We start from the raw sequence: 16,095 nt of genomic DNA on the forward strand, positions 1-16,095 counted from the left end.
CGGTGCCCGATACGGGCATCACTGGCTCCGGCTTGTTAGTGATCCCGCAACGAACTGTCGGAGTCGTTCCGCCGCGGGGTCGGTGAGGCCGCCGAGCAGAGCGAGCGCCTCCCGCCACAGCGGCTCGGCCTCGGTTCGGCGACCAACCTCGGTGAACGCGGCAGCGAGATCATTCAAGGCGGTCGCGAGGGTCCAGGGTGCGGACACGGTGCGGAGGATGAGCACCGCGCCGCGATAGAAGTCGATGGCTTCTTCTCGGCGGTCCAGGCGCTGGTAGACGCGGCCGGTGCCACTCAGCGCAAGGGCTTCGCGGACCCGGTCATTGAGGCGGCGCTGGATGCTACTCGCGCGTTGGTAGGACACCAGGGCATCGGCGGTGTCGCCGGTGGCGAGTTGGGCGGCGCCGAGGTCGAGCAGCCAAAATCCTTCCCACATGCGGTTCTCGTTCTGGACCGCGAGGTCCACGGCGGCCCGGGCGTAGCGCACCGCATCCGGAATGTTGGCCTCGTGGAGGCTAATTCGGCTGAGGAGGCGCAATGAGTTACCCTCGCCCTCGGCGCTGTCCTCGGCGCGGAACTGAGTGACCGCTTGCCCGATCAGGTCAGTGGCGCGCCCGAGCTCTCCGAGCTCTACGAGAGTGCCGGCGAGGTTCATTTGGGCGAACGCCTGCCAGGAGTTGTCTCCGAGCTCGCCAAAGAGCTCGGCGCTCCGGGCGAAGTCGTTGGCTGCGTCGACGAGCCGGCGGCCGCGGAGCCTGGTCAGGCCGAGCGCGTTGAGCGAGACGGCTTCGCCTAGCTGATCGCCGAGGTGGCGCCGAATATCCAGGGCGGCGGTGTGGTGGTCGATTGCTTCGTCGAGTTGTTGGGTCGCAACGCAGGCCATGCCCAGGCTGTCGTGCATTTCGGCCACGCCGCGCTGGTCGTTGATGGCTCGGGCTGCGTCCAGACCGGCGCGTGCGCTTGCAAACCAGGAGTCGAAGAGGTTGAGGCGCATGTAGAAGCGGCGCGTAAGGGCCGCGAGCTGCCACGCGAGTTCCTGTAGGCCGGGCTCGCCTGCTGCCGCTTGGACGGCGGCGAGAAGGTTGTCTTGTTCGGTGTCCATCCAGAGGGCAGCCGGGCGTTCGGCCTCGAAAATTGGCCTTGATGTCTGAGAGGTGGGCGGGGGAAGCGGAATGGCGAGATCAAGTGTTCCGATGCGTTCCTCGGCCGCGTTCGCGGCGTGTGCGTACCAGGAGACGACCCGGCGGAGGGCCGCGGTCCGGTCGGGCACATCATCCTCACGGGCTTGGTAGATGGCGAAAGCGCGCAGGAGGTCGTGGAACTGGAACCGGTCTGCGGCGATTTGGTTGATCAAGTGAGCGCCGGCGAGCACATCCAACAGATGCCGCGTCGTGGCGAGCGTTTCTCCGGAAAGCGCGGCGACCGCGGGCGCGCTGAATTGTGGTCCCGGATGCAGACCCAAGAGCAGGAAGAGCCGCGCGGCAGGTTCAGGGAGCGCGCGATAGGACCATGCAAACACGCTTCGGACGGCGTCGGACTCCTCGTCGTCTTCTGCAGTTAGCGCATCCCAGACTGCGTGTTCGTCGCGTAGGTCACGGATGAGATCGGCGATCGGCGTTCGCGGCCGGCTGGCTGCTCGCTCGGCGGCGACCCGCAGGGCCAGCGGTAGCCGCGCGCACAATCTGGCCAACTCCGTGATCTGTTCCCGATCTTCGTAGGGGCGATAGGCGCTGGTGAGGTTGCGCAGCAGGGCGACGGCGTCGTTCTCAGGTAGGACATCGAGGGTGATGCGCTGCGCCCCGTCGCGGACGGCCAGCCCGGATAGCCGACTGCGGCTGGTGACGATGACGAGGCAGTGCGCGGTCCCTGGTAGTAGTGGGCGGACCTGCCGAACGGTGGCGACGTTATCCAACAGGATGAGTACGCGCCGCTCGGCCAGCCGTGATCGGTAGAGCGCTGCGCGGTCCTCCATGTCGGTGGGGATCGCCGTCGGCGCGACGTCAAGAGCACGCAAGAATCGATCGAGTGCCGCAGCGGCGGTGACCGGTGCGCCTGGGTCGTAGCCACGCATGTTCAGGCAGAGCTGGCCGTCGACGAAGCGATGGGCGACTCGGTGCGCCCAGTGGGTCGCCAGGGCGGTCTTTCCGACGCCGGCGGTGCCGGAGAGGACGTAGACCCCAGTCCGAGGAAGCTCGTCCGCGTCACCGGCCCAGAGGGCATCGAGGACGTTCAGTTCGTGGTGTCGGTTGACGAACTCACGGACGTCGGCGGGGAGCTGGCGCGGTGTCCCGGCGGATGGTGCCATCGGTCCGTGGAAATGGACTCCGCCGTGCACGTCGCGTGCCTGGACGACGTCTCCGGCCGACCCGGACACGGTCGAATTGGTGGAGTCATCTGATTCGTGTGGTCGATCTCGTCCCGGCATGAGATCTCGCCTGCGCTATCCGACCGGTGGTGGCAGCGGAGCGACCTCGCGTTCGAAGAACGTCCGAACGTCCTCGCCGGCGGCGAACATACGGTGAAGCGACCGACGACAGGCGGCCGTCAGCTCCTGATCGATGTAGCGCACTGCGCCGGCGGCGATGCCGTCGTCGTCATAGAGGACCTCGTAGGTGACGTCTGCGCCGAGGAGCACCAGCTCTGGGAGCGGTTCGAATGGTTGCGCGATCTCGGGTCCGACCACGCGAACTTGGTCGGCTGACTCGGCCACCAACCGCAGCAGATGCAGTTCCCAGTACAGGTAGGGCGTCAAAGGTAGATCGACGACCCGGATGCGGAACGCCCCGAGCTTCTCTTCGGCCATGCGGCGGCCTTCGGCCTCCAGATCGTGGCGCTGTTCCTCGATGAGACGCAGCGAGGTTGGCCAGTTCCCGGCGTTGAAGGCGCGCCAGCTCTCGTCGCGTGGTTCTTGGAAGGTCTGGCGGCGTTCGACTTTCCAGAAGCCAGCGGGGCCGGCCTTCCAGAACCGGTCGCCGAAGTCTGCGCGGTACTCCGCGCTAGTGAGGTGGGTGCCGCCAGCTTGGTCGAGCAGTTCACGCATCCGGCAGATCCGCCTTGGCGGCCACGATCGTGGAGCGCGGGATGACGACGAGGCGCTCGCCCGCCCCGATCCGCAGCCCAGGCGGGAGGCGTTCGCTGTAAGCCTGCGTCAGATCGTGCCCGACGACAGCGACATCACCGTTGTCCAGCTCCCAGATGTCAGGGCATTCGGTCCGGCCACCGGTATTGCCTAGCTCCTCGGGAGACTTCCCGAGACGTCGGACGAGTTCAGCGGACTCGTCCGGTTTCCAGGCTCGGTTCACGACAACTCCTCAAGCGCTGTGAGCTCAGGGTAATCGGATCGTACCGACTGGTGACGAGGCGCGGCCGCTGAAGCGCATCATGAGCAGATGACTGCTCGGCGCGTGGCCCTGATCTGCACCGGTGTGGCCGTCGTGATGGTAGCTACGCCTTTTGTCTTTCTCGGATCGACGCGGGCCGTAGCTATCACCGCGCTGATTTCGGCGGTGGCAGGGGTTGCGGCCGTTGGTATCGCGGTGTGGGCGGCGCTGCGGCAACCAACGGCCGACGAAGCTAGCCCGTCCCGAACGAGCCTTGGGGAGATGTCGAACCGGATTTCGGGAACCGTGCACGGCGATGCGGTTCAGGCTCGCGACATTGACGGGGACGTTCGCTTCGATCGACCGGGCTGAATGCAGGCCGCGTCGCATTCTAGAGAGACGCGGGAGGCGCTCGCTCGCCTTCGGCAGCGGAACTCCGGGTTTCGAAGAGCGCTGACAGCGGCGCGGGTTGTGCGCAGCCCGCTTTGGGTGCTGGCTGCCGTCGAGGAGCGCCGAGCTGAGTCCTGCGCTGCACGCTCAATGGAGGCCGGCGATCGCTGGAGTACCTCGCTTCACTCACCAGCCGGTCGTGAACGACCAAAGTCAGCCGTGTTCCCTGATGCAGTTGCTGCCTATGAGCAGCGTCGCCAGTAGCCGTGCACGTAGGTGCCATCCTTACGGTAGTAGCCGTTGACGTAGCACGGACCGGCATGAGGATTCGTCAGTGGTCGACGGGCTGGGTACGGCGGTCGGGGCAGTCGTTGAGCTCGGCGTTGGCGTCGTAGGCAGTATCCGTGTTGGCCGGGGTGTCGGGGCTGGGCCGGGCGCCCGGACGCCTGAATAGGTGAAGCGCGTGCCAGCGCAGTATCGGCGCACGGTGTTGCCGAGGATCGCTCCGGCGGAGCGGTTCTGGCTGCTGAGGATATAGCGGACGTCAGCTCTAACTACGGCCCTACCCGTGGCGGGTGGGTACTCGTCGCGGTCGTAGCCGGGCCGGGTGGGAATAGTCTTGAGCAGCGCAGCGCGCCGCTGGGCCGCGCCGCCCGGGCTCCAAACCATCACGCGGGGGTATCCGCGGGCGATGGCGTCGGTCGCATGGGCGATGGTCGCAGAGTGCTTAGCGCTGGTCAGCGGGATGCTAATAGTGGTGGTGGCCCCCACGCACGCGCTGGTGGAGGCCGCCAGCGCGGCAGGAGGCACGCCCACGAATGCAGTCGCGGTCATGACTCCGACGAGTAGGACAGAGACTCTGCGATGCATACCACTCGCTCCTCGTGGGTCACGTCGCGGAGCGCATCGGTAACGGAGGGCGGGGCTTAAGCATTTCTGGTCGCCTCGATCCGGACGGCGTCGTTTCACCAGGTTCCCGCTTGAGCTCGCCGCCCTTCGCGGACACGCCGGACAACGCGGAAGCCTAAGGGCTTGTCTCACGTGGTGATTTTGGTGAGGCGGTTGTAGCAGGCCAGTGCGGCGGCCAGGCCGAGGAACGCCAGGAAGTTTACGGGTTTGCGTTCGTAGCGGATGGTCAACCGGCGTCGGCCGAAGATCCAGGCGATCGCGGATTCCACGATCCACCGGTGCCGGCCCAGACGCTGGCTGGACTCGACACCCTTCCGGGCGATCCGGACGCCGATTCCCCGGTCGCGGAGGAAACGCCTCAGGTCAGCCGCGTCGTAAGCCTTGTCCGCGTGCAGCTTGCCCGGCCGCCGGCGCCGCGGTCCGCGGCGGGAGCGAACGGCCGGGATCCCCCGGACCAGCGGCGCGATAGCCTCCCCGTCCCAGGTGTTGGCCGCCGAGACCGCCACCGACAGCGGCAGCCCGGTCCGTTCGACCAGCACGTGCAGTTTGCTACCGGGCTTACCCCGGTCGACCGGGTTCGGGCCGGTCAGCCCGCCCCCCTTTTCGCCCGCACCGACGCGGCGTCCACGATCACCCGCGACCAGTCCAGTTCCCCGGCCGCGCCGAGCCGGTCCAGGACCGCCTCATGCAGCCGCCGCCATAACCCCGCGTCGGTCCACTCCTGGAACCGGCGATGCGCCGTCGGCACCGTCACCCCGAACTGGCTGGGCAAATGCCGCCACGCGCAGCCAGCCGTCAGGACATACACCACGGCAGTGAACACCGCCCGATCCGACACCCGCCGCGATCCACCGCCCTGCGGCCGAACCGCCACCGGCGGGATCAACGGCGCGACGATCTCCCACAACTCATCCGGCACCAACCGCAGCGCTAACCGATCCTCCACAGAGGAACATCAATACCAGAGGTCACGGCACCACCAGGTGAGACACGCCCTAAGGGCGACCGCCCCAGTCCCGAGGGCGTGCGTTATGGCGGGATGTCCTAATAATGTCAAGACGCTTCGAATCCGCCAACGGCATACGTCGAGGGTTATACGCCGGCCGTTAGGCCACATACCGTCTCAGCCCTCGGTGATGACAATTTCCCTCAGCAACGTGGAAAGCGCGGAGGACCTCATGAGCAAAGCCGTGTGGACCGAGGAGGCCGTGCGGGCGCTCGGGATGACTACCAACTTGGAGACGGCAGCGTCGATCTTGGCCATCGGGCGGTCTCATGCGTATGCGTTGGCGAAGAACAACGAATTCCCGATCCGGATCCGCCGACTCGGTAGGCGCTCGTTGATCTCAGTTCCCGAACTGCTCCGATACCTCGGCGTCGACAGCGGCGCCGGGCCGGGTGCGGACCCGCACCTGCCTAAGGGCTGCCTCGTAACTCGGTTCGGTCGGCGGTGACCGGCCTGGTCTGGGGTCAGACGGTCGCGGCGAGGTTGTGCATGAACGCGATCCCGCGGACGGCGTGTGCCACGCCGCCGCCGCAGCGGCGGCAGTCGCGCAGGATCGTCCAGTTCGGGCTCGGACGTGGCGGTGGGACCGATTGTGGTCTTCTTTCCAGTCCGGCAGCGGGCTCGTGCCTCGGCTGCGGCGGTGCGGGATGACCACACCGGCGCACCGGGGCCCGCGGTAGGCGCCGTCAGCGATCACGGTCGCTCCGCGGGTCGCCGACGCCGCGCCGGAGTCCTCGTAGGCGGTGCAGTCGTTGCGGTTGCCTGCCACCGGGTCACCGACGGCGACCACCAGTCGGGTGTCGGCCTCGATGACGACCTGCACGTTCACCGAGTACCGGTAATTCTTCGACCGGGCGGTGAGATCCTGGTCGCGGACCGGAACAAGGGTGCCGTCGACGATCAGGACACGGTCAGGTGTGTGCCGGCGATCGACGGGGGAGCGTGAGTAACGGCGCGAGCCGGTCGATGATCCGATGCACGGCTGCCTGTTTGATCCCGAACAGCGGCGCGGCCTGCCGCATCGTCAAATTGGTGCGGTAGTAGACCGCGACCAGCAGAACCCGGTCGGCCGGCGGTAGACACCACGGCCGGCCGGGCCGGCCGTCCGCGACCTCGGAGCCGCCCCGGCGGGCCACCGTCGCGACCAGACGCCGGAACTGACGGTCGGACAGCGGCAGGCAGGGACGAAGGGCGCGGGCTCGACGACAACCGTCCGCCCAACCCGTGAGGGCGCGACGCGGGGAGCGGCCCACGCTGTGCGCCCTGTACTCGGACCGTAGCTCTGGGGGTCAGGTGTCGTTCTCCGCGGACCAATCGGCTGCTTCCTCGATCTTTAGAGATGCGCGCAGATCCCAGCCCAGGCCAGCGCGCTCAAACTTGTCGCGGACGCGGTTGATGTAGAGCTGGGCTGTGCCGGTCCTGACGTTGAGCCGCCGGGCGATCGCTGCGATCGACAGTCCGTATCGGTAGAAACGCAGGGCTTCGCGTTCTTGCCCAGTAAGTCGCAGCGGATGGACTTCGGTTGAAGCTTCTTGATCTGCGATCTCGCTAATCGAATGCGCCGGAGTCGTGTCGAGGGCCTCTCCGACTATCTCGGTGAGGCCAGCGTCCAGGTCAAGGAGTGGTTGCGCGGTGTCGGTCGTGGTCTGGTGGGTTGCGACGATATGCACCGCGGTGAGGCCGGCGTCGAGGTCGGTGAGGCCGACGATGGATTCGAGTTGGTCGCGGTGGGCTCGTTCCAGCAGGGCGTGGAGTTCTGTGTCAGAGGTGGTGTAGTCGCGGGTCACCGTGGGCGCTCCTGAGGGGAGAGACCCAGATCCGCGGCGAGCGTGTGGCGGGCCTTGTAGAGGGAGGAGCGGACAGCCGCTGGAGTTGTGCCGAGTTCGCCGGCGATTTCGGTCGGGGTGAAGCCGTCGAGGCTCCATGCGAGGACTTGCCGCTGGCGGACGGGCAGACGTCGGAGGGCTTGAAGGATGTCCTGGCTGATTTCCCACGCGTCGAGGTCGGCGTCGGGGCGAATGACCGCGGCGCGTTCGGGTTCGGCGGTGGGTTGTTCGCGAGACTGTAATTTGCGGAGCCTGGCGCGAAACGCGACTGTGCGTATCCAGGCGGCGGGGTTGTCGAGTCGGTCCCAGTTTCGGTGGGCGGCGACCATGGCGTCTTGAGCCAGGTCGGCAGCGTCGGCGAGTCGGGCGCCATGCCACAGCAGGAACCGGATGAGTCGAGGTGTTTCGGCGCGGTAGAAGGCTGCGAATTCGCCGACCGGGGTGCACGGGCGAGCTGCTCGGATGGGTCTGGGCGGCCGACGGCCTGGTGGTATCGGGTAGTCAGGGAGCAGATTGCGGGCGTCGGTGCCGGACTGGTCATCCATGGGTGCCGGTCCGGATCGGCGCGCCGCGGTCGGTGACGATGATGATCGTTGTCGTGTCGGGGAGGCGGAAGAGGGCCGCGTTCGCGACGGTTAGGCGCGGCGCCGTACCAGATGACTCGCGCCGGCGTGAGAGGTGCTGGCGAACGGCGGTGTAGAGGATCGAAATCCCAGGGCCGGCGACCAGGGCGATCAACGCGTCGGCCGGCATTGACGTGGGCAAGGTTGTTCTCCTCCCCGGGCACCCTAGGTCAGGTGCCGCGACACCTATTGAGCCTTTCCCGGCGCCCGGCGTGAACTGCTGCTCGAAACTTTTCTGACAACCCGCAAATTTGTCGGTCAATACACCTCGCCGAGGAGCGCAAAGGGTCTACTAAGGCGGCGGCAGCTGGGCCTAGTTGAGAGAACCGGGGAAGGGAGACACGACCGTGGTTAGCGCCGTGACGTGGGTGCCGCCGCAACGGGGCCGGTTCGCCGGGAGTACGGCCCCGATGCAGATCGGATCGCGAAGCGGCCGCGTGCTCGCCTGGCAGTGCTCAGCGGTACGCGCTGCTGCAACTGACCATGGCGCCGTCTGCGTCGTCGTCTCGTGGCTATGGCTGCAGAGAACAGAACACCAGCTGTGAGCCAGCTCTCTGTCAACTCGATTGGCCATTGTTGCGGGTGATCGCCTTCTCTCGGCGCTCCGCTCGACGCGACGGCTCCGGATCCTTCACCAGCAACGTCTCGCGCAGGCCCGCCAGCCGCGCCCGCGTCGACATCCCGACGTCGTACGTCACGATCGTCACCGCGCGTGCCGACATCGACTGCACCCAGACCGCCCGGTCGATGATCTCGTCGTCCGCGATCGACAGACGCTGGTGCCCACGCGGATCGGGCAGTAACTCTACCGTCACCATGTCGGCTTGGTCGCCGCGCAGTTCCCCGAAGCGCAGTGGGCCGTGATCCGACTGCGAGTGCTCCGCTCGCCACGCCGCGTCCAGCGTGCGCAACGCGACCCGTGCCTTCGTCCGCGCGGTGTCCTGTCCGCGGTCCTTCTGCCCGTCGAGTTCGTCGAGGAGAAGCATCGGTACCACCAGATGAACGCCCATGGCAGCGTCGTGCAGCCACGGACCGTAGTTCAGGGTCTGCAACTCCGGCGCATGTTTCCATGAGCGTCGATGTGTCCGGCACGAGCAGTTCCCCAACGGTCTTCCAGTGACCGATCTCCATGCGGTGCCTGATTACGGCAGATTCGAACAGCCGCAGCTGCCGGGCGATCTCAGCCGCGAGCATCCCGTTGATTACCCGCTGGTTGGACAGCGGCGGAGGCGGTGCGACGTAGTCCGGCCGGGTCGCCCGGACGCCGCCGGGGTTGGGCGCCGGAATCAGGTCCAGAACCGCGAGTAGGTCGCTGTAGCGGGCGCCGAATACCAGCTTGTCCGCGTGCGCCGCAGCGATCACACCTCCCAGCCCGCGCCGCGCCTCAACCGTCCACTCTAGATACGCGAGCAGACCGCGCGAATTCTGCAGAGCCGTGTGCTGCCGCTCAAGTTCGGCGAGGACGGCATCGGGGTCGACGCCGGGTAGGGGCGTGACGATCATGGCCCTGATGGTGTCAGGCCACGCGGGTTAGTGTCGCTCAGGAACGGCACCTGCCGCCCCAGGCCAGGGGCGGCCGATCAGCTATGCGGGTTCTCGGCGCATGTCCGCGCTACGAGTGGAGGTGTGTCACCTGTAGCCGTGCGAGACGTCCCCGGGTAGCCATGTGCAGGTCGTAAGTCGCCAACCGCACCGTGCAGCCGGCGGTCTCCGCAACCCACGCGGCTCGATCGATGATCTCGTCGTCGTCGATCGGCAAGCGCGTGTGGCTGCGCGGGTCCGGCAGGAGCTCGACCGTCACAGGCTCGTCCCCGCCGTCACGCCAAACACCGCGGCGCATCCGGTCGTCACCGGTGTCCCAGAACCCGCCGAGGGCCTTCAGCGCCTGCCGGGCGTGGCTGCGTTGATCGCTTGATCCGCGGTCCTTCAACCTGTCCAGCTGGTCGAGCACCGCGATCGGCACCACGACGTGGAATCCGTACCCTGCCTGCTGTTCGATACCAAGGAGCTTCCCGAATATCAGACCAGGCAGCCCACCGAATTGGTGCATGAAGAACGACGTGTCCGGCACCAGCAGCGTGGCCGTCTGGGACCAGTGTTTGTCCTCCGCAACGAGGGCGTCGAGGGTCTCGCGCAGTGCCTTGGCAACGTCGGTCAGCTCCGCCATCAGCGTCACGTTCACCAGTCGTTCCGCCGGGTCGAACCGTGCAGCGTTCGGGGCGTAGGCGATGGGGGCGTCCATGGGGCGGTCGTTTCCCGCAATGCGGGCGACGTCGACCAATCCGAGCAAATCGCCGTGCCGACGTCCATAGATCAACTCCCGCGCGGCGGCGGCCCCCACCGGGTGTAGCAGTCGACGGTGCGCCTCACCGGCCCACACCAGATAGTCGACCAGCAAGTCGTATGCGGTGCCGCGACGCCCCTGCATGTTTTCCGCCTCAGTGGCGAGCTTCGCGACGACCTCGAAGGTTTGGCCGACAGGCATGAGCGAGAGCGGGGCAGGCATCATGCGGCTGATCGTGCCAGGTCAGCCGGTCTCCGCTGTCTACCGGCCAGCTGTAGGGCCTTCGCGTCGACCTCCGTTCCCTCCGCGAGCGATTTCCGTGGCAGGTCCGATTGCGCACACGTTCTGCTCGCAATGGAATCAACTGCGCTTCCGGGTGGGGATCCTACAAAGGTGGAGGAGAAGGTCGCAGCGATCCAGCGGAGACAGCGCCCATGACTCGGATTTGCGACGTGGAAGGACCGTCGACCCGGCTGAATCCTTGAGGAGCGCCTTGTCAAGGTGGCGGGCTCGATCGCAGACGTGTGAATCGACCAATCGATCGGGCTGATCGGCTCGGCATTGGAGCCAATGCGGTCAACCGAAGTCCATCTGTTCCAGCGCGTCGGCCGCGCCGGTGTCACGGGCGCCGCGGCCCATGTAGACGTTATAGGTCATCGAAGGGTTGCTTTGGCCGAGTTGGTCAGCGGCGGCGACAGCGCCGAGTCCGGATTTCTCCATCGTGGTGGCGACGGTCTTGCGTCCGGCGATGTGGGACGTCACCCAGTCGAAGCCGGCGGTGGTGAAGGCTTCTTTGAGGTCGGCTTGAGTATTGCTGGGGTCTCGCAGTCCTCCGTGTGGAGCAGGGAAGACGACGTCGGTCGGGTCGACCGTGGTGGCGTGCCGGCGCGTGAGGACGGCGATAGCCCATCGAGGCAGGATGAGTACTCGGTCACCGTGCTCTGATTTGGGATACGGCTGAATCTCGAGCCCACGTTGTTTGACCCGGATCACCGTGCCGCGGATCTCAACCGTTCCCTCGATGAGGTCGACGCAGTCCCAGGTGATCGCAGACGCCTCCCCGATCCTGGCACCCGTGGCGATGATGATGTCGACGAAATCGATGAGGTCACGAAGGACGGCCTTATGATCGTAGGTCAAAAATGCGCGCAACTGGCGCACCTCGGCCACTTTCAATGCACGCGGCTTCTTCTTGGGCTTAGTCGATATGGGCGCGACGTCACGGACGGGGTTGACGGTGAGCGCTCCGTGGGTGACGGCGATCTTGCTCATGCCAGAGAGGATTGAGCGGCAGGTTTTCGCCGTGGCAGCGCCATTCTGTCGTTTGATGGTCCGCAGGAGGTTGTCTACGTACCCGGGCGTGAGTTCCCGGATCCTGAGTTCACCGGCCGCTGGAAGAATGTTTCCATCGAGCCGGCCGCGATAGTTCTGCAGCGTGTTGATCGCCCTTCCGTCTTCCTTGAGACGGGTGTAGTGCATCTCTGCGAGCACGTGCACGCGGGTTTCGGCAGTGAGCTTCTCCGAGCCGGTGGTGACCTTCAACCGGTCACGGAGTGCCTTGTTGAGGGCGTTGGAGGCGGCGCCTTTCGTGGGGCCCCAGCGCGCAACCAAGCGAGTCTTCCCGTCGTAATCGCGATAGCGGCAACGAGCCTGCCAGCCCTTACCGTCGGCCAGCCAGTGGTGCTTGCCGCTCGTGCCGATCTCGAGCGGCGGTCGTCCCGAGCGAGGCATCCCCACCCCCAGCGGATCTACCGGTTCACCAGTCATCGTTTAGTCATCGTTTATCTTGCACGACGACGCCAGGAAACCACAAGGGACCGAAGGGGAAGACTAACGAATCAGCAGCTCAACGGCGTTTTACGGCAACTGTTGGGAGATGACGATAAGTGCTAGATCGACACTCGAAGGGTTACTGGTTCGAGTCCAGTCGGGGGAGCATCAGAGCAGGTCAGGCCCTATATTCCGGTGCCTGACAGGCTACCCGAGCCGGGGGTCTCCCGTCGAACTCCCGGAAAATGATTCGGGGCGGCTCAGCCGATCAGTCCGAACTCGGCGATGACGGCGGGCCAGCGGCGGAGGAATCCGTCCAGCTCGCTCGACGACCACGGCACGAGGCGCGGCCGCTTGGCGGCGAGGTTGTGCGCGTCGATCCAGCGCACCGCGTCCTGCGTGAACGATCCGGTGGTTGCGATGATCAGGCCCCGGACAGGCTCGCCCTCCCACAGGGGCAACTTCGCGTGGACCAGGTCGGCGATCTCCGTCGGGCCGATGCCACGGGCGGGCCAGTGCTTGGCCTGGACGATGTAGCGCTCGAGGCGTTCGTCGGCCAGGCCATCGCTGACGCGGAGGTAGGCCTCGATGTCCCGTCCTCCGTCGGGCGCGTTAATCTTCATCAGCCGGGAGATTCGGGTGTACTGGCCGGACTTCTCCAGCAGCCGGACGAGGAGTCGTTCGAACCCGTCGGCGTCCACGCGGTCCCATCCGATCGCCGCCGGGACGGGCGAGGTGGTGATGTCACCGAGGTCCGCCAGGTCGTCCACCGGAATGGGGACTGGGTCTTCGTCACCGTAGAGCGCGAGCTCGACGTGGGGGCGGTAGGCCGGCCAGTCCATCGTCGCGATATCGCGCAGGTCGTGGGGTTCGGCGAAGTGCAGATGCCGGTGCAGATCGCTGCGCCGAGGCCCGCCGTCCAGCGGGGCGCCGATCAGCCGCTCCAGCTCGGTGACGGCCTCGCCCACCGCGTGCAGGAGTGGTGTGGCTTCCTCAGCTGGCAGCTCGTCGTCGTCGCCGGTTGGTACGTCGTCGAGCAACTCGTCGACGGTCTGCACCAGCTGGGCGGCGCGTTTCTGGACCAGCTCCTGCCGGGCACGGTCGAGCCGCTGGCGGTACCGGGCAGCTTCGGTGCCGGGAGCGTGAACCTGGGCCTCGAAGTTGTGCCCTGAGAGCGGCTCACCGAGATCGAGGTAGTCGAGCCGGGCCTGCCCGATGGCGGCGTAGTCGATGACCGCGGCGCGGAGGACGTGCCCGCGGATGGCCGGAAGGCTCGCCGCCAAGGCCGCCCAGCGCTCGGCCAGTGCCGCGTACTCGACCTCGTCAGGGGATCCGGTGCCGAGGAAGGGGCCGCCCGGGACGAGCTGCACCATGCGCTGCCAGACGCGGTCGAGCTTGTCCAGATTGAGCGCGACCCGGTCGTAGGTGGCGAGGGCTGCTGCGAGCTCCATCAGGTAATTCTGGCCCGCGATCACTGGGCGCCGTGGAGATCGCGCGATCTGCCGCGCGCCGGCCGGAATCTGACCGGGCAGTCAGGACCAGTCGTCGTCAGCGTGTTCTTCGAGCCACTTGTCCACTGCGGACCGCCGGAAGCGCAGGTGCTTGCCCAGGCGGTATCCCCGGACGAAGCGTCCTTCGGAGCGCTGCTTGCGCGCGGTGCCGATCGTGATCTGCAGGTAGTCGCAGACCTCGTCGATCGTCATCAACCGGTCGACCGCTTCGGCGTGGTTGAGTGGGGGTTGCTCGGTCATTCCTCCGCCCCCTTCGGTCGGCAGAGGGCGGCGCCAGGGGACATATGCCTGGCCGATGCGGCAGTGCGACCGACCGCAGCGTCCGACCTCAACGCATGGTGGGCGGGCCGCCGCTGCGATGACGAACGCAGAGCCCCATTGGTTGGTGAGGTCGCGGCCTTCATGACTGCATCCCTTGCCGGCGCCCGACCCAGGCCTTTACAGCATCGGGGTCGTAGCGGTGGAACCGACCGATACGCATCGAGGGCAGCGGATCGTCGATGGAGGTTTTGGCGACCCAGAGGTAGAGGGTTTCGGGGGTGACTCGGAGGAACGCCGCGGTCTCGCGGTGAGTCCACAGCCGCTGAGCATCAGCCATCGTCGACCTCGCTTTGTCTATTTGACAAATCAGCGAAAGTTCGCTGATTTCACAAGAACGATGAGCTAGCGGCTTGTCATTGGTCAATATATGCGTGAAACTTGTTCATATGACAAGAGGTTCGGGAGCGCCGTCGGAGTCGAACGCTGTTACTTCGGTGTCGGTCGCGGTGGTCGTGGCACGTCGTCTCAAGGAGCTACGCCGCCAGCGCGGTCACACCGCCCAGCAGTTCGTCGATCGCTGTGCCGAGCTCGGCGGTCCCCGACTCTCGACCTTCGTGCTTGCGAACATCGAGACGGGCCGGCGTGAAGCCTCCGTCAGCGAGTTGCTGGGGTTCGCCTTGGCGCTCGGAGTTCCGCCGGCTGCACTCTTGACGCCAGGTCCCGACGACACGTTCGCCGTCCGGATCGCAGAGCAAGCGGTCGTGAACGACAGAGAAGCGCTCGACGCGTGGGTCCGTGGCCGGGCGCCTCTGCCGGGCTACGAGGGCACCGCTCAAGACGGCTTCACCGGGCTTAACGAAGGCGCCGCCGCGACGACACCTGACGCTCGCGCCGGGCTTCAAGCCGCTCTGGGCCGGCTCGTTGTGCAGTTCGACCAGGAGATGACGGCGTTCGCGGAGAGGACACGCGACCAGTACTCGGCCGCGCTCGCAGAAGCTGCCGAGCGCGTCGCAGACGGAGCAACGCCCGCTGAGGTCGTCGCCGCGCTCGAAGGATTCCGCCACCGCGTAGGCGCCACAAATCCTTAGGCTGCTAGTGGCTGCGGGATACGGGTGATGCTGGTCAGAGGGGCTTGCCCCTGTTGCGGCCGCCGCCGCCGCTTCTGCCACGATCGGCACCATGATGCCTACGCCTAGGTCGGGGTACAGCCCGGGTGACGTTGTGGCCGTCCTCAACGACCTGTACGCCGGGCTGGTGGGGGTCCGGAACGAGACCGGAATGCTGTACGAAGGCCTGATCGGGTACCTGCAGTGGGTGGACGAGAGCTACCGACGGCTGCGGGAAGTCGTATCTGATGACGCGTCGGATCATCTGGCGCTTGGTGGTCGCTACCGGGACCTGCTTGCGATGATCGATCTCGCACGATCCGCTGCCGGAACCGAGACATGGGCTCGGCTGGACAAAGTGGACCCTAGTATTTCCTCACGCGAATTGCGGCTGGTGAATGGTGCGCTGGTTGACCAGATCGCTGACCAACTCCTCGAACTCGAGATCGCGACCGACGCGCTGAAAGCGGAGAAGGATCACTACGCACGAGTCGGGGAGCTACCCGTCGCCGACACCAATGTGCTGATGGAACATGCGTCTGAGCTTGCCGCGCTCGATTGGGGTGGCTGGCTGACCGCCCGTTCATGGGGGGTCCACGTGGTAGTTCCCATGCAGGTCCTGGACGAGCTGCCGGGGTCGTTGATGCGGTATTGATCGCCGCCGACCGGCACGAGTGCGCCCGAGGCGATTCGTTCGTCGAGGTTGGCCTGCGCGGCGCGGGCGGTCTCGAGCTGCTGGCGGCGTTCGGTGGCGAACGCGGCGTTGACGTCCACGGCGGGTGCGGAGGGGGAGAGGGAATTGGACGGACGCATGACGGCGTCGACGGACAAGGCGGATCTCCTTCGAGTCGGAGAGGCCCCACCCCGGCGCGATCTGGTGGTCAACGCCGGGGCAGGGGGCGGTCGGTTCCGCGTGCCCGGGCGGGGCTGGGAACGAGGACCGCTGCCCGTCGGCGCGGCTCAGCGAGGTCAAGCCCCGCCGGCCGCACCGATCGACGGCGAGGAGAAGTAGGTGGCAAGGGGTCGGCCGGCGTGGGTGAGGTCGGCCGGTGGCCGGGCTTGAGCCGCGGCGCGGCGGCGGGAGCGTCGG

General features: G+C 66.6%; 16 protein-coding genes and 1 pseudogene. 3 read left to right on the forward strand and 14 right to left on the reverse strand.

Annotation, left to right across the window (positions count from 1 at the left end; genetic code table 11):
- Positions 1-18: 18 nt before the first annotated feature.
- From ACIBZJ_RS39120 to ACIBZJ_RS39130, 3 genes are all read right to left on the reverse strand, one after another.
- Positions 19-2,373, reverse strand: a complete 2,355-nt coding sequence (locus tag ACIBZJ_RS39120) for an ATP-binding protein (RefSeq protein WP_395938685.1) — start codon at positions 2,371-2,373, stop codon at positions 19-21.
- 66 nt (positions 2,374-2,439) lie between these two features.
- Entirely contained in the window at positions 2,440-3,039 is a 600-nt protein-coding gene (locus ACIBZJ_RS39125) for a DUF6879 family protein (RefSeq protein ID WP_395938686.1), read from the reverse strand.
- On the reverse strand, positions 3,032-3,301 hold the full coding sequence (locus tag ACIBZJ_RS39130; RefSeq protein ID WP_395938687.1) for a hypothetical protein: 270 nt from the start codon (positions 3,299-3,301) through the stop codon (positions 3,032-3,034). The genes ACIBZJ_RS39125 and ACIBZJ_RS39130 overlap by 8 nt, the downstream gene beginning before the upstream one ends.
- A gap of 87 nt (positions 3,302-3,388) precedes the next feature.
- Between ACIBZJ_RS39130 and ACIBZJ_RS39135 the strand changes: the two genes are divergently transcribed.
- Positions 3,389-3,691 carry a hypothetical protein gene (locus ACIBZJ_RS39135; protein ID WP_395938688.1) on the forward strand — a complete coding sequence of 101 codons (303 nt, stop codon included), beginning with the start codon at positions 3,389-3,391 and terminating at the stop codon, positions 3,689-3,691.
- A 1,055-nt stretch (positions 3,692-4,746) separates the two neighbouring features.
- Here the strand turns inward: ACIBZJ_RS39135 and ACIBZJ_RS39140 are convergent.
- The 11 genes and pseudogenes from ACIBZJ_RS39140 to ACIBZJ_RS39190 all read right to left on the reverse strand — a co-directional run bounded on the left by ACIBZJ_RS39140 (position 4,747) and on the right by ACIBZJ_RS39190 (position 14,236).
- Positions 4,747-5,564, reverse strand: a protein-coding gene (locus ACIBZJ_RS39140) for an IS5 family transposase (RefSeq protein WP_395938689.1) whose coding sequence is annotated in 2 segments (ribosomal slippage) — positions 4,747-5,222 and positions 5,222-5,564 — 819 coding nt in all. Because the reading frame shifts where the segments join, the coding sequence is not laid out codon by codon here.
- Between the two features lie 524 nt (positions 5,565-6,088).
- Positions 6,089-6,802, reverse strand: a pseudogene (locus ACIBZJ_RS39145) (transposase family protein).
- Positions 6,803-6,913: 111 nt separating this feature from the next.
- Complete coding sequence (locus ACIBZJ_RS39150; protein WP_395938690.1) at positions 6,914-7,411, reverse strand: hypothetical protein; 498 nt, start codon at positions 7,409-7,411, stop codon at positions 6,914-6,916.
- Complete coding sequence (locus ACIBZJ_RS39155) at positions 7,408-7,995, reverse strand: RNA polymerase sigma factor (protein ID WP_395938691.1); 588 nt, start codon at positions 7,993-7,995, stop codon at positions 7,408-7,410. The genes ACIBZJ_RS39150 and ACIBZJ_RS39155 overlap by 4 nt, the downstream gene beginning before the upstream one ends.
- A complete protein-coding gene (locus ACIBZJ_RS39160) occupies positions 7,988-8,203 on the reverse strand; it encodes a hypothetical protein (RefSeq protein WP_395938692.1) in 216 nt (71 codons plus the stop codon). The genes ACIBZJ_RS39155 and ACIBZJ_RS39160 overlap by 8 nt, the downstream gene beginning before the upstream one ends.
- A 427-nt stretch (positions 8,204-8,630) precedes the next feature.
- The gene (locus ACIBZJ_RS39165) at positions 8,631-9,083 is read right to left on the reverse strand and encodes a PIN domain-containing protein (protein ID WP_395938693.1); all 453 of its coding nucleotides are present in this window, start codon (positions 9,081-9,083) and stop codon (positions 8,631-8,633) included.
- Positions 9,084-9,685: 602 nt separating this feature from the next.
- Positions 9,686-10,582 (reverse strand): PIN domain-containing protein, encoded by an 897-nt coding sequence (locus tag ACIBZJ_RS39170; protein WP_395938694.1) that lies wholly within the window; start codon positions 10,580-10,582, stop codon positions 9,686-9,688.
- Between the two features lie 351 nt (positions 10,583-10,933).
- A complete protein-coding gene (locus ACIBZJ_RS39175; protein ID WP_395938695.1) occupies positions 10,934-12,124 on the reverse strand; it encodes a tyrosine-type recombinase/integrase in 1,191 nt (396 codons plus the stop codon).
- Positions 12,125-12,387: 263 nt separating this feature from the next.
- A complete protein-coding gene (locus tag ACIBZJ_RS39180; RefSeq protein WP_395938696.1) occupies positions 12,388-13,578 on the reverse strand; it encodes a restriction endonuclease in 1,191 nt (396 codons plus the stop codon).
- Between the two features lie 81 nt (positions 13,579-13,659).
- Positions 13,660-13,878 carry a helix-turn-helix domain-containing protein gene (locus ACIBZJ_RS39185; protein WP_395938697.1) on the reverse strand — a complete coding sequence of 73 codons (219 nt, stop codon included), beginning with the start codon at positions 13,876-13,878 and terminating at the stop codon, positions 13,660-13,662.
- A gap of 160 nt (positions 13,879-14,038) precedes the next feature.
- Entirely contained in the window at positions 14,039-14,236 is a 198-nt protein-coding gene (locus ACIBZJ_RS39190) for a helix-turn-helix domain-containing protein (protein ID WP_395938698.1), read from the reverse strand.
- A 94-nt stretch (positions 14,237-14,330) separates the two neighbouring features.
- Between ACIBZJ_RS39190 and ACIBZJ_RS39195 the strand changes: the two genes are divergently transcribed.
- Positions 14,331-14,987 carry a helix-turn-helix domain-containing protein gene (locus ACIBZJ_RS39195; protein WP_395938699.1) on the forward strand — a complete coding sequence of 219 codons (657 nt, stop codon included), beginning with the start codon at positions 14,331-14,333 and terminating at the stop codon, positions 14,985-14,987.
- A 133-nt stretch (positions 14,988-15,120) separates the two neighbouring features.
- Positions 15,121-15,660, forward strand: coding sequence for a hypothetical protein (locus ACIBZJ_RS39200; protein WP_395938700.1), 540 nt, complete (start codon positions 15,121-15,123; stop codon positions 15,658-15,660).
- The last annotated feature ends 435 nt before the right edge of the window (positions 15,661-16,095 follow it).

Source organism: Cryptosporangium sp. NPDC051539 (genome assembly GCF_044454545.1).
Taxonomy (GTDB): Bacteria; Actinomycetota; Actinomycetes; order Mycobacteriales; family Cryptosporangiaceae; genus Cryptosporangium.

Bases quoted from the DNA above. Each gene is read 5' to 3' on its own strand.
- ACIBZJ_RS39125 (WP_395938686.1), bottom strand. From the start codon at position 3,039: ATGCGTGAACTGCTCGACCAAGCTGGCGGCACCCACCTCACTAGCGCG.
- ACIBZJ_RS39175 (WP_395938695.1), bottom strand. From the start codon at position 12,124: ATGACTGGTGAACCGGTAGATCCGCTGGGGGTGGGGATGCCTCGCTCG.
- ACIBZJ_RS39190 (WP_395938698.1), bottom strand. From the start codon at position 14,236: ATGGCTGATGCTCAGCGGCTGTGGACTCACCGCGAGACCGCGGCGTTC.
- ACIBZJ_RS39170 (WP_395938694.1), bottom strand. From the start codon at position 10,582: ATGATGCCTGCCCCGCTCTCGCTCATGCCTGTCGGCCAAACCTTCGAG.
- ACIBZJ_RS39180 (WP_395938696.1), bottom strand. From the start codon at position 13,578: ATGGAGCTCGCAGCAGCCCTCGCCACCTACGACCGGGTCGCGCTCAAT.
- ACIBZJ_RS39165 (WP_395938693.1), bottom strand. From the start codon at position 9,083: ATGGGCGTTCATCTGGTGGTACCGATGCTTCTCCTCGACGAACTCGAC.
- ACIBZJ_RS39155 (WP_395938691.1), bottom strand. From the start codon at position 7,995: ATGGATGACCAGTCCGGCACCGACGCCCGCAATCTGCTCCCTGACTAC.
- ACIBZJ_RS39135 (WP_395938688.1), top strand. From the start codon at position 3,389: ATGACTGCTCGGCGCGTGGCCCTGATCTGCACCGGTGTGGCCGTCGTG.
- ACIBZJ_RS39185 (WP_395938697.1), bottom strand. From the start codon at position 13,878: ATGACCGAGCAACCCCCACTCAACCACGCCGAAGCGGTCGACCGGTTG.
- ACIBZJ_RS39160 (WP_395938692.1), bottom strand. From the start codon at position 8,203: ATGCCGGCCGACGCGTTGATCGCCCTGGTCGCCGGCCCTGGGATTTCG.